7 protein-coding genes are annotated in these 12,941 nt (G+C 68.2%); 6 read left to right on the forward strand and 1 reads right to left on the reverse strand.

All coding sequences use genetic code 11. The annotated features are described in order from the left end of the window. Window positions 1–38 precede the first annotated feature (38 nt). From VFO93_RS19415 to VFO93_RS19440, 6 genes are all read left to right on the forward strand, one after another. A complete protein-coding gene (locus VFO93_RS19415) occupies window positions 39–518 on the forward strand; it encodes a GPW/gp25 family protein (RefSeq protein ID WP_325136047.1) in 480 nt (159 codons plus the stop codon). A gap of 53 nt (window positions 519–571) precedes the next feature. After that, on the forward strand, window positions 572–3,715 hold the full coding sequence (locus tag VFO93_RS19420) for a baseplate J/gp47 family protein (RefSeq protein WP_325136048.1): 3,144 nt from the start codon (window positions 572–574) through the stop codon (window positions 3,713–3,715). A 16-nt stretch (window positions 3,716–3,731) separates the two neighbouring features. Beyond that, on the forward strand, window positions 3,732–6,737 hold the full coding sequence (locus VFO93_RS19425) for a hypothetical protein (RefSeq protein WP_325136049.1): 3,006 nt from the start codon (window positions 3,732–3,734) through the stop codon (window positions 6,735–6,737). 111 nt (window positions 6,738–6,848) lie between these two features. Next, window positions 6,849–9,614 (forward strand): hypothetical protein, encoded by a 2,766-nt coding sequence (locus VFO93_RS19430; RefSeq protein ID WP_325136050.1) that lies wholly within the window; start codon window positions 6,849–6,851, stop codon window positions 9,612–9,614. 148 nt (window positions 9,615–9,762) lie between these two features. Further along, entirely contained in the window at window positions 9,763–11,181 is a 1,419-nt protein-coding gene (locus tag VFO93_RS19435) for a contractile injection system tape measure protein (protein WP_325136051.1), read from the forward strand. 254 nt (window positions 11,182–11,435) lie between these two features. Beyond that, window positions 11,436–11,627 (forward strand): hypothetical protein, encoded by a 192-nt coding sequence (locus tag VFO93_RS19440; RefSeq protein WP_325136052.1) that lies wholly within the window; start codon window positions 11,436–11,438, stop codon window positions 11,625–11,627. A gap of 153 nt (window positions 11,628–11,780) precedes the next feature. Here VFO93_RS19440 and VFO93_RS19445 read toward each other — a convergent pair whose 3' ends face one another. Beyond that, on the reverse strand, window positions 11,781–12,467 hold the full coding sequence (locus VFO93_RS19445) for a hypothetical protein (protein ID WP_325136053.1): 687 nt from the start codon (window positions 12,465–12,467) through the stop codon (window positions 11,781–11,783). Between the last annotated feature and the right edge of the window lie 474 nt (window positions 12,468–12,941).

Genomic DNA, 12,941 nt, shown 5'->3' on the forward strand with positions numbered 1-12,941 from the left:
AGCGCCGGCTTTTCTCAACTTTTTTCAGCTACTATTTCATGCCTCTCGAAGACAGCTATTTAGGCCAGGGCTGGAGCTTTCCGCCCAGCTTTGAGCTCCCCTCGCCGGCCACGGGCGCTGCCGTGGGCAGCCGCTCGCCGGGCGGGGTGCAGCTGGTGGTGGGCCTCACCGACATCGAGCAGAGCCTGTGCATCCTGCTCAGCACCCGCCTCGGCGAGCGCATCCTGGCCCCCGATTATGGCTGCGACCTGACTACGCTGCTCTTCGAGCCGCTGAATGCAGCCACCGAAACGCGCGTGCACCACCTCATCCACACGGCGGTGCTCTACCACGAGCCCCGCATCGAGCTGCTCGGCGTGACGGCCACCCAGCCCGACGACCAGCCCGGCCTGCTGCTGCTGGACCTGGCCTACCAGGTGCGCAACACCAACTCGCGCTACAACTACGTGTATCCCTTCTACTTGCAGGAAGGCTCTGACCTGAGCCTGGCGGCCGGGGACTCGGCCCTGGGGGCCTGAGCCCCGCCCCGCTTTCATTTTCTTCACCCTCCCCTTGCTTCGCTACCCTGCTCATGTCGACCTGCTCTGACCCACACCCGCTGCGCCGCGACGGCCTGAGCCAGTCCCAACGCCAGCTCCCGGCCCTCGACCCCACCCACGTGCAGCTCGACGAGCGCACGGGCGACGACTTGCTGGCCTTTGCCGCCAGCTACGCCCAGAAGGTGGGCCTGCGGTTTTACCCGCTCGATGGCCCCGCCGCCGCGCCGCCCGCCGGCAGCACCACCCTGCCCACCTGGGCCGGCCTGATGCAGCTGCCCGCCGGGCAGTCGCGCGCCGACCTGGAAGCCCGCAGCGACAACCCGCCCCACCTGGCGTTGTTCCTGGCTTTTCTCAAGCTGTTTGGGTGGGCGCAGGAGCAGCTCAACGCCTTCACGCAGCGCCACCTCGACTACTACTACCGCGAGGTGCTGCGCCTGGAGGGCCGCCCCGCCGTGGCCGACCAGGTGCACCTCACCTTCGAGCTGGCCCGCAACGTGGCCGAGCAGGTGCTGCCCGCCGGCACCGAGTTTGAGGCCGACTCGGACGAGGCGGAAACCCCGCTGCGCTACCGGGCCGCCGCCGCGCGGGTGCTGAACCGGGCCGGCCTGACCCACCTGCGGGCCCTGTACCTGGAGGAAAACAAGCCGGTTTACTTCGCGCCCGACCCGGCCACGGCCGATGGGGTAGCGGCCCCCCTGCCCGACAACGACCCGAGCTGGAGCGCGTTTGGGGGCGAGGCGGCCACCCAGGCCTGGCCCATTGCTAATCTGGGCTTTGCGCTGGCCTCGCCGGTGCTGCTGCTGGCCGAGGGCACCCGCTATATTAAGGTGACCCTGACGGCCCAGCGCGCCCTGAAGCTGCCCCGCAACCCGCAGCTGCACGTGCAGCTGAGCGGGGCTACCGCCTGGCTGGAGCCCGCGGCGCAGCCGCGGCTGGTGCGCCGTGGCAAAACCACCGAGTACGAGTTTAGCGTGACGCTGCCCGCCAGCGAAAAGCAGGCGGTAGTAGGCTACGATGCCACCCGCCTCGACGGCGGCTACGTGACTACCGCCCCCGTGCTACGTGTGCTGCTGGCCGACACCACGGACTACCAGCTGCTGCGCGACCTGGCGCTGGAGGCCGTGAGCATCGAGGTGAGCGTGACCGGCCTGCACCAGACGCTGAAGCTGGAAAACGACCTGGGGCCCGTGAACCCCGACAAGCCGTTTCTGGCCTTTGGGGCGGTGCCCACGGCGGGCTCGCGCCTGTACGTCGACTGCCCCGAGGCGGCGGGCAAGGCCCTCACCAGCCTAAAAGTGACCGTGCCGACCTGGCTGGGCAAGCCCGACGCCTGGGATACGTATTATAAGCAGTACAACCTGAAAGAGGCCGACCTGAAAGCCACCGTGACGGTGCGCAACCAGACCCTGAACCTGGGCCCGCAGCCGGTGCCGCTGTTTAGCAGCTTCACCCAGGGCCTGGAGCTGCGCCGCGACCCCGCCGCGCTGGCCATCGCCACGCCGCTGGTGGCGCGCGCGCTGGCCAGCGCGTTTGGGCGCTACGAGCGCCTGGGCAACGAATTCATAGATGTCTCGCCGCTGCGCGACCTGGTGGACGGGGCCGCGCCGGCTTCCAACGAGAAGCTGCTGACCATCGAGCTTCAGCAGGAGTTCGGCCACCGCGACTACGCCCGCCTGCTTACGGCGGCCATTACTGCGAAAAGTACTTCGACCACAAACCCACCCACGCCTTCGCCGGAAGTTCCGAACGCCCCTTACGCGCCGCTGGCCCAGTCGCTACAGCTCGACTACACGGCTACTACCGGCCCGGTGGTGCTCACCAAGCAGGTCACGGACGAGGCCTTTGCCCAACGAGCGGTGCGGCTGTTTCACCAGGCCCCTTTCGGGCAGGCCGAAGAGCACGTGCGCCTCAAGCAGCGCCTGCCCTGGCTGACTGCGGCGGGCACGGCCGCGGCGAACGCGGCGGCCGGCACCACCTACCTGCTGCCGCGCCTGGCGGCCGGGGGCACGCTGCTGCTGGGCTTGCGTGAGGCCGGCCCGCGCCAAACCGTGGCAGTACTCTTCCAGGTGGCCGAGGGTAGCGCCAACCCCCTGCGCGAGCCCGCCCGGGTGGCCTGGAGCGTGCTCAGCCAAAACCAGTGGCGGCCCCTGCGCAACGAGTACGCCCCGCTCGACCGCACCGACAACCTGCTCACCTCGGGCATTATCGAGTTTCAGCTGCCGCCCGAAACCCGCCTCGACAACACGCTGCTGGAAAACGGCCTGGTGTGGCTGAAAGGCGAGCTGCAAACGGCCGACGGGCAGCCTGCCCCGCCCGACAGCGTGGCCCGGCTGGTGGCCGTGCACCCGCAGGCGCAGCTGGCCCGGCTGGCCGAGCCGGCCGCCGACCCCGCTCACTACACCGCCCCGCTACCGGCGGGCACCCTCACCCGGGTGCGGCAGGGTAGCGCCGGCATTCAGACCGTGCGCCAGCCTTACCCCTCATTTGGGGGGCAGCCGGCCGAAACGGACGCTGCCTTCTACACCCGCGTGAGCGAGCGCCTGCGCCACAAGCAGCGCACCGTCACTATCTGGGACTACGAGCACCTGGTGCTCCAACAGTTTCCGGATTTGTACAAGGTGCAGTGCCTCAGCCACACCCGCGTGAGCGAGGCGGGCAGCCTGCGCGAGCACGCCCCGGGCTACGTGACGCTGGTGGTGGTGCCCAACCTGCGCCACGCCTACGCCGCCAACCCCCTGGAGCCCCGTGTGGCGCTGCGCATGCTCAAGGCCATTAAGGCGTTTGCCCAGGCCCACGCCGGGCTGCTGGTCGAAATACAAGTGATAAACCCCACGTACCAGCCCGTGCAGGTGGGGGGCAAGATAGCCTTCCGCCCGGGCTACCCGGCCGCTACCTACCAGGCGCGGCTCAACCAGGACCTGCGCGCCTACCTGGCCCCCTGGGCCACGGCCACTACGGCCGAGCTCTCGTTTGGCGGGGCGCTGCGCAAAAGCACGGTGCTGGCCTTTATTGAGCAGCTGCCCTACGTCGATTTCATCACCGACCTCACCCTGCGCGTGGTAGGCGGCGGCGACCAGGAAACCATCGAAGCCGCGTCGCCGCAGGTGGTGCTGGGCTCGGCTCCTACGCACGCGTTCACCGAAATCCCACCCCGCGTCCTTCCCGTCACCCGCTGAATTCTGATTGCCGCCCATGACCGCCCTCACCCCCAGCCCCACTATTACCGCGGCCCCGCCCGCCTGGCCGGCCGCCGACTGGAACGCCCTGCGCGCGGCCGGCCTGGCCTACGTAGAGCAGTACGCCCACACCCACTGGACCGACTACAACCGCCACGACCCGGGCATCACCATCCTAGAGCTGCTGTGCTACGCCATCACCGACCTGAGCCAGCGCACCTCGCTCGACATCAAGGACCTGCTGCGCTCGGGCTATGCCAGTGACGCTGAGATGGCCCGGGCTTTTCCGGCCGCCGACCAGGTGCTGCCCACCACGCCGGTGACGCTGCTCGACTACCGCCGCCTGCTGCTCGACATCCCGGGCGTGCGCAATGCCTGGCTGGTGCCCCACCCCGTGCGGGTGGGCGTGACGCCGCCCAATGCCGAGGCCTACTACGCCGAGGAAGACACCCCGGCGGCCCGCGCCCGGCTGCACTACGCCCTGCCCGGTGGCCCGGCCACCGGCCTGGGCTTCGACCTGCGCGGCCTCTACGACATCACCGTCGACCTGGACTCCGACTTCGTGAGCCAGCAGGTGCAGCCCGGTGGCCCCACCGAGACCGAAGTGCGCGCCGGGCTGCTCCGGCAGGTGCACAAGGTGTATGAGCTGAACCGCAACCTGTGCGAAGACTGCCTGAGCGTGAAGGTGCTGCCCGTGCAGCGCGTGATGCTGTGTGCCGACGTGGACCTGACCCCCGGGGCCGACGTACGCACCGTGTACGCCCAGATGCTGCTGGTGGCCGACCAGCACCTGATGCCCACCGTGCAGCGCTACTCGCTGGCCGAGCGGCTAGCCCAGACCGACGCCAACGGCCAGCCGCTCACCATCGACCAGATATTTGAGGGCCCGCTGCCCGCCAATGGCTTTATCCGCGAGGAAGACCTGGCGGCCAGTGCGCTGCGCGACACCATACACGCCTCCGACCTGATAGGGCTGCTGATGGCCGTGCCCGGCGTAGAGGCCATCCGCGAGTTTCGCATGAGCGCCCTGCACTACGTTGACCAGAGTGGCCTGCCCTACCAGGAAGGCGCTACCGACAGCAATGGTACCGAAATAGACCCCGCCACGGCCGTGGATGGCAACGGGAATAAGGTGTATAAGCTGGTGGTAGACCCCGCCGCCGCCAGCCAGCCCTGGGAGCTGCCCATCCGCACCGATGCCCGGCCCCAGCTCGATATCGACCGCACCCGGCTGAGCTTCTACCAGGGTACGCTGCCGGTGGGCAGCAACGCCGACCGCGTGCAGGCCCTGGCCGAGTTCGACAAGCGTAAAAAGGAGGTTAGCCGCCTGCAAGTGCGTACGCTGGGCGCGGCTCCCTTGCCCGCGCCCGTGGGCACGCCCCGCGACCTGGCCTCGTACCAGCCGCTGGCTTTCGACTTTCCGGCCAACTACGGCATCGGCCCGGCGGGCCTGCCGGCCGACGCCCCTGCCCAGCGCCACAACCAGGCCCGCCAGCTCAAGGCCTACCTGCTGTTTTTTGACCAGCTGCTGGCCAACTACTTGGCCCAGCTGCAACACGCGGCTGGCCTGTTCGGGTCCGACGTGTCGCGGCCTACTACGTACTTCGGCCAGGTGCTCACCGACAGCGATTTGCCGGGGCTGGAAGAGCTGTACAGCGTAGTCAGCCCTAGCAACGAGGCCGTGGCCACGCCCGCCGACGCCTCGGCCGGGGCCGCCCGCCGGGGGCGCTTTCTCGACCACGTACTGGCCCGCTTCGCCGAAAGCTTTGCCGACTACGGCTTGCTGCTGTATTCGCAGGATGGGCAGCGGGATGACTCGGAGGTGCTGCTCAACAAGGCGGCGCTGGCCGACGACCTGGGGCGCTTTCACCCGGCCCAGGCCTTTTGCTACGAGCTGCCCAGCTGGCAAACCGAGCGGCCTGCCGGTGCGGGCCCCAATGTGGCGGGCATCGTGCGGCGCTTTGGCCGCCTGGCCGGGCTGGCCAACTTTGAGCCGCGCTATACCACGGCCCCGCCGCCCGGCGTGCGCCTGCGCGAGCTGCCTGCGGGCCGCGCCCTGCGGGCCGCGCAGGCCGGCCCTTACGCCGAAACGCGCTACTACTTCGAGCTGCTCGACCCCAGCGACGAAACCCGGACACTGGGCAGCTCGGCCCCGCTGCCCTACGCCACGCCGGCGCTGGCCCTGGACGGGGTGAAGCAGGCGGCCCGCGCGGCCCTGGCCCTGGTGCGCCAGCGCACGGCCTGGCAAGTGGTGGGCCAGGCGGGCGCCTTCTGGTACGTGCTGCAAGACACCCAAAAGCAAACCCTGCTGCGGAGCCCCCGCGCCTACGCCCGGTCGGCCGAAGCCGAGGTAGCCCTGAGCCGCGCCCTGCGGGCGCTGCAAACGGCCGACGAGAACATCTACGTGGTCGAAAACCTGCTGCTGCGCCCCAACCCCGATGGCTCGGACGCGCTGCCGGGCCAGTGGCTGCCGGCCTGCGTGGCCCCGGACAGCTCGTACTGCGACCCGCTCGACCCCTACAGCTTCCGCGTCAGCATCGTGCTGCCGGGCTACACGGCCCGGTTTCGCAATGCCGACTACCGCCTCTACGCCGAGCGGCTGCTGCGCCTGGAGCTGCCGGCCCACATCCTGGCCCGCATCTGCTGGGTCAGCCAGGAGCAGATGGCCGAGTTTGAGGACGTCTATCACAAGTGGCTGTTGCAGCTGCACGTGGGGCCCGTTAAAACCAATACGCCGCAGGACTTCGACGCGAACGACTTCAGCGCCCACGACTACGAGGTGGGCTTCGACTCGGTAGCCTACGCCGAAGCGCAGGCGGCGCTCGTGGAAGTGCTCGGCCAGCTGCACACCATTTACCCCGGCGGCCACCTGTCCGACTGCGGCAATGCCGAGGCCAACACCCCGCTGGTGCTGGGCCGTGCCATGCTCGATGGCCTGGCCCCGCCAACCCCCGCGCCAGCCCCCGACCCGCTGGCCCCGCTCGAGTTCAAGCTGGTATTTGCGGAAGAAGCCGCCGCTTGATACCGCCGCTTGGCTTTCTACTAATCAACTGACTGCAAAGACGAGGCGGCGGGCGCTCTAGCCCGCCGCCCGCCGCTGCCCGCGCTTTACCTCCCAATTTCTTACGTTGCCATGTCACCGCCAATTTTCCCAACTCTTCAGCCGACCCCGTTTGGCCCTACCAGCTACGGGCTGACCGTTTTTCAACCCAACCAAGTCCTTTCCGCGCCGCAGCTCAACGATTGGGTGAGCTTTCTGATGGGGCAGGAGCAGGCCACCCGGGCCCGTTTGCTGGGCGTGGGCGTGGCCACGGGCCTGCTGCCCACCGTGGCGGCCGAGGGCAATCTCATCACCGTTTCGGCGGGCTGCGGCGTCACGACCGAGGGCCTGCTGCTGCGCCTGGAAGCACCCGCCACCTACGGGGCCTACCGGCCCATCGAAGCCGAGTTGCTGGCACCCTACGCGCCCTTTGCCGGCCTGGAGATACTGGAACTGCTGCCTGAAGGCAGCACCGCTACCGGGGCCCAGCCACTCACTAAGCTGAAGCTGAGCGAGTACGCGGTGGCAATTTATCAGCGTAGCGTAATCACCCCGACCGACCGCTGCCAGAATACCGGCTGCGATGATGGTGGGAAACGCTACAACGTCTCCCTGCAAGTGGTGCTGGTGCCCTACCCGGAAGCGAACAGCGAGCGCCCGCTGGTGGACCCCGGCCTAATAGCGGCGGCCACGGCCTACTTTACCCTGCCGCCCCTGGCCATGCGCCGGCCGTTGCTCGATGGCGACCAGCACGCCACCCGCCTGCAAAGCCTGCACGCCCTGCTGAGCGACGCCGCCGACCAGCTGGGTGCGGCCCTCGACAAGGCCATGACCACGCTGAAGGACGTGCCCGGCTTCGGGGCCACCTCCACCGTGAGGAGCTATGTGCAGCGGGCCAAGTTGCGGCTGCTGGCCACCGTGGCCCAAACGACGGACGCGAACCAGCAATACATTTACGGCTGGCTGAAAGACTTGTACGATGCCTACGGTGAGTTTCAGCAGGCGGCCAGCCGCCCGTCGTGGCTGGGCCGGGCCCTGCCGGCCCCGGGTGAATTTCCCCGGCACCTGGTGCTGGGCGAGTGCGCCCCCGAAGCGGGCCTGTTGGCCCCACGCTACCGGCACGCCTGGCAGCCGGCCCCGCCCGTGGGGCCCGCCCCCACTGCCGCGCAGGTGCAGTGGCTGTTTCAGCGCATCTGCACGCTCATCGTCGAGTTTGCCTTGCCTTCGCTGGTGAGCAGCACGGCAACCGAAACGCCACCGATTGTGGTTTTTCCGCAGTCTACTACCTTGTCGCCTAAGCCGAAAACCCTATCGCTGTCAGAAGGCGGTGGCGACGGCCAGAGCGCGCCTGGCAGCCTCATCAAGCTGATGAGCCTAAACGTAGACTTGAGCACGTTTGGGGCCTTCACGCCTGAGATGGCGACGGTGGCTACCCTGCGGCTCACGCCCGACCGGGGCCGGGCGGCGGGCTTCGACCGCCGCAGCATTCCGTTCTACTACGGGGCCGGCGTGCGCGCCAGCTGGAGCTACGCCCAGAGCAGCATTGCCCAGGCCCAGCACATTCTCACCTATCCGCCCAGCGCGGTGAGCGGGGCCCTGGACTTTGTGGCCAACCCCCTGGACTACCAGCTCGAAAGCTACGATTTTTACCGCATCGAGGGCCTGCTCGATGCCCCGGCCAGCGTATTGCTGAGCCAGTTGGCCACGCTGCGCGACAGCCAGAACCTGGCCTTTGATATCGTGGCCGTGAGTGCCGACGCGTTGGGTTCAAGCCAGCCCCTGCTGGTATCCAGCGACAACCCGGCCTTTACCGGGCAGCAAGAGCTGTTTGGCAGTAACCTGAGTTTATTGCGCCTCGAAGAAAGCAAGGCCTCGCAGGCCGGTACCCCCCTGAAGCAAGCCTTGGGCAACGTGCAGCTGACGCTGCCGACCACCGCATTTGGCCAGCTGGTGCAGGACTACAAGCAGCAGAACGGCCCTCTGCCGGGCGACATAGCCAAGTACCTCGACGCCCTCACGGCTCTGAACACGGCCTACAACGGCCTCAGCAAGCAGCTCACTTTCCCGGCCTTCCGGCGCGCCAACCCCGGCATGGAGCACGGGGCCGGGGTGCCCCGGGGCGGCACCTTCGTGGTAGTGTACCGCGCCCCCGAAGGCAGCCCCAACACGCCCCTCATCGTGGGCGACTACTACCTGCCGCACCGCCAGAGCGGCAACGGCCCCATCACGCAGCTGGTGCTGCCCGACCCGGCTCCGCTCATCCGCCTGGAACGGTCGGTAGCGAGCTCAAATGAGGAAGGAAAACCCGAGGTGGGCGTCGGTGTTTCGCCGGCGGGTGGCACACTCACCGTGGCATTTATAGACGGTGCGCAGGAAGTTTCCGTTAACTTGGCGGATGTGATAGAGGAAAGAGGAGGCATGCAATATTTTCAGGTGAGAAAGGCAGTTGACTACGTCACCACGTACGCGAGCAACGAGAAGCGGCTGATAGCCCTACCCCATACCTGGAAGTTTAGATACACGATAGGCAGCGCGTATGATGAGAAATCGCTGCTTATAACAAGAGGGATATTTATTGAGCCTTTCAGTGTAGGAGAACTTGACAGTGAGGGTATCAGGACTTTTAGCTACCGCGTGGGTAATGCCACAAAGTTGTCAATCGATTTTGGTGACGGTACGCACGCAACCGCTGTTTTGCCCTTGACCGCGACGGAAACCGACTTTACATCACCAGGCAACGGCCCTATTTTTTCACATAAGTATGGTGCCATACCGGCAGGCGGCTTCAAGGCTGTACTCACCGCCAGCAATGGGAAAAATGCCGTCCAAAGTAATCCTCAAATTGTAAATGGCGGCTAAGGCAGTCAGCGTAGCCAGCCGCTCGCTACGCCAGTAGCGGCTGGTTATCCGTCTACCACAGCTACAAAAAGTTCGCCGGCCGGCCCCATCGGGCCGGCCGGCGAACTTGTACTTATCCCTTTACTATATCCCTTTCTACGCTGCGCTCATGGCTACCGCTCCCCACGTTATTTATCAGCAGCGGCTGCACCTGCGGCTGCCCGCCGACACGCCGAGTACCACCACCCGGCACCAGCAGGCCGAGCAAGCGCTGCTGGCCCCGGCCCTGCTGCACGCCCTCGACGAAGCCCTGACCCAGGCGCTGGCTGACGCCGGCCTGCCCCCCGATGCCTGGCTGACGCTAGAGCACCTTACCCTGGATGCCGGGGCCCTGCGCAGCGCCGACCTGCCCGGCCAACTGCTGGCCCGCCTGCCCGCCTTGCTGCGCCAGGGTATGGCCGAGGCCCGCCCGGCCGGCGCGGCCCGCTCCGCCCCGCCGGCCGGGGCCGATGAAGAGCCGGCCGGTGCCGGGGCACTGGCTGGCGCATCGCCTGCGGCCAGCCGCGCCACCGCGCCACTTGCCCCGGGCGACTACGGTGGGCAGCTGCTGCCCGCCGCGCTGGCCCCGGAAGCGGCCTGGCTGCATTTTTTGCAGCACGGCACGCTGCCGGCGCATTGGCCACGCCCAGCCACGCCCGGCGAGTGGGAGGCCGCGTTGCGGCTGGCGTTGCAGTCGCCGCAGGCTGGGCTGGTGCGCGGCCTGCGGCTGGCGCTGGCCGAGCCGGCCAGCCGGCTGCGGCTGGTCAGGCAGTTTTCGGCGGCCTTGTGTGCGGCGGTGCTGGTGGCGCTGGCCCCGGTGGGCAGCCCGCCGCCGGCTACCCTCCGCCAGCAGCTGGCGCACTTGCTGCGGCCCACCGCCAGCGGCTACCCCGAGGCCGGCCCGGAAGCCTTGGTGCTGGCCCAACTGGCCCAGGCGGTGCAGTCAGGCCTGGTGCCCCCTGGTTCAGGGCTGGCCGCCAGGGCCGAAGAGCCAGCTGAAGACCTAACTCACCCGGTTGGCAAGTTGCTGCCCGATAAGGCAATAGACTATATCACCAACGCGGGCCTGGTTTTGCTGCATCCCTTTCTGCCTACGTGCTTTGAGGCCTGCGGCTGGCTGGCCGGGGGGCAGTTTAGCGGCCCCGAGGCCCAGGCGCAGGCGGTGCTGCTGCTGCACTACCTGGCCACGGGGCGCGGGCAGGCCCCGGAGTACGACCTGCGCCTGCCTCGCCTGCTATGCGGCGTGCCGGCCGATGCGCCCGCGCCGCGCCGCCTGGTGCTGCCGCGCGCGGCCCGCGCCGAAGGCCGGGCCCTGCTGCTCGATGCGATAGGCCACTGGTCGGCCTTGCGCAGTACGTCGCCGCAGGGCTTGCGCACGGCCTTCCTGCAGCGGGAGGGCAAGCTCGAAACCAGCCCCGCCGGCGGGCTGGTGCTTACCGTGGCGCAGCAGGCGCAGGATGTACTGCTCAGCCGCCTGCCTTACGGCTGGGGGGTGAGCCTAGTGCAATTGCCCTGGTTGGCGACGCCCCTTACCGTAGAATGGGCCTGATTGACAGCGTTTGAGGAGTAGGTTAGGTCAGTATTTGTTTTGCATATTCACGGGCAAAGCCCGGTAGCAAGGGTGCTATGGGTGCGGCTTATAAAGTAGCTTGTTGAAGCCGGAATAAGAGCCAAAAAAACTAAGAGACCTGTCAGATATTGCGTTCGCATAGCCTCCCAGGCTGAACTATTTAGGGTAAGTTGACCGCTCTCAGTTAGCCCTTTTCCGCGAAGTGTAAGCGTCGATAACCACGGCTTGCGGCCGTGATTATCGACTTGAGTAAATACGGCTTGCAGGCGCTCAGTGGGCAGGCACGGGTGGCGTGGCACGGCGGCTTTGCCCAGGTCGAAGACTTGCGGAACCAGGTCGAGCACGCTGGCCACGTCGAGCTTGGCGGGTGGGTGCAGGCCGGCCTTTGCCAAGTCGCCAAGCAGCTGATACAAGGGAGGAGGTAAAGCCGCGCTGGGCCGGCGTGACGAAGTTGGTCAGGAAGGGTAGCGAGTGGCGCAGGATGCGCAGTAGTAAATCGCCGCCTTGGTCGAAAAATCTGACACGAGGGTAGCCTGAGCCTTGCCCAGCGCGGCGGATACGGCCGCGCTGGGCAAGGCTCAGGGATACGGTAAGCAGGAGACTATTACCGGCCGGCGCAGGGCTTCGAGTCCTAGGCGCAGCAGCCTGGGCAGCTTGTCGAGGCCGAAGGTGCGGGCCAGAAAGTCCAGGGCCACGGGCAGCAGGCGGGCCAGCACGGCCTCCAGGGCCTGGGCGGCCGGGGCCACGGCGCCCTGCGCCAGGCGGCCGGCCAGGGCAAAGAGGGTGCGCCCGACCTGGGCCAGTTCCCGGGCCCGGGCCACCAGGGTTTCGTAGGCGTCGTAGCCACTTTGCAGCACCTGCACCAGGGCCCCGCCCGGCAGGGCGAGCTTGACCAGCAGTCGGGCCACGCCCGTGGCCAGCAGGTGGGTGATGCGCCCCTGCACGGCCCCGAGCGCCTGCGGCAGCAGGGCCCCGGTGTGGGCCGTGAGCTCGTGCCAGAGGCCGGCCGGCCCCTGCTGCCAGAGCGTGAGCGCGGCCCCGCCCAGCTGCTGGATGCGCCCGGCCGCGGCCGGGCCCACCTGCGCCCGCAGCTGGGTTTCGAGGCGGGCCAGCACGTGCGCCTTGCTCAGGCCCAGCACGGCCAGCAGCAGTTCGAGCAGGGCGCGCGGCGTCCAGGTTTTGGGCACGGGGATGCCCTCGGCGGCCAGCGAGCCGAAGAGCCAGTGCTGGGCCGCGTCTTGCAGGTAGGCCGGGGCCTTGGCCACGAAGGCCGTGAAGCCCTGCCGGCCGGCCGGCAGGCCGCCAGCAGCGTGCGCACAAAGGGCAGCGGGTTGCGCAGGATGCGCAGCAGCCCCCCGGCCTGGTTGAGGACGGCGAGCAGGGGCTCGGCCTCGGCCCCGAGCACGGCCCGCACCACCAGGCGCAGCAGCGCCAGCTCGCTATCTACCAGCAGGCGGCCGATGTCCAGGCTCAGGCGCAGCCAGGGCTCGGTCAGGGCCTTGGCCACGCTGGGTAGCCTGAGTAGGATGTCACCCAATTCTAGGGCCCGGGCCTGGGCCAGGGTGTGGGCCAGCAGCTGGTGCAGGCAGTCGCGGCCCAGGTGGTGGGCGGCCAGCTGGGTTTCAAACCAGGCGGGCAGCTGAGCTAGGGCCGGGCCGGCGGCTTGCAGCTGCTGGTAGCGGGCCTCGCCATTGGGCAGTAGGCTCAGCAGGGGGCGGGCCAGGGCCTGGGGGGTGGCC

The sequence above is a fragment of the Hymenobacter sp. genome, assembly GCF_035709525.1.
Classification (GTDB): Bacteria; Bacteroidota; Bacteroidia; order Cytophagales; family Hymenobacteraceae; genus Hymenobacter.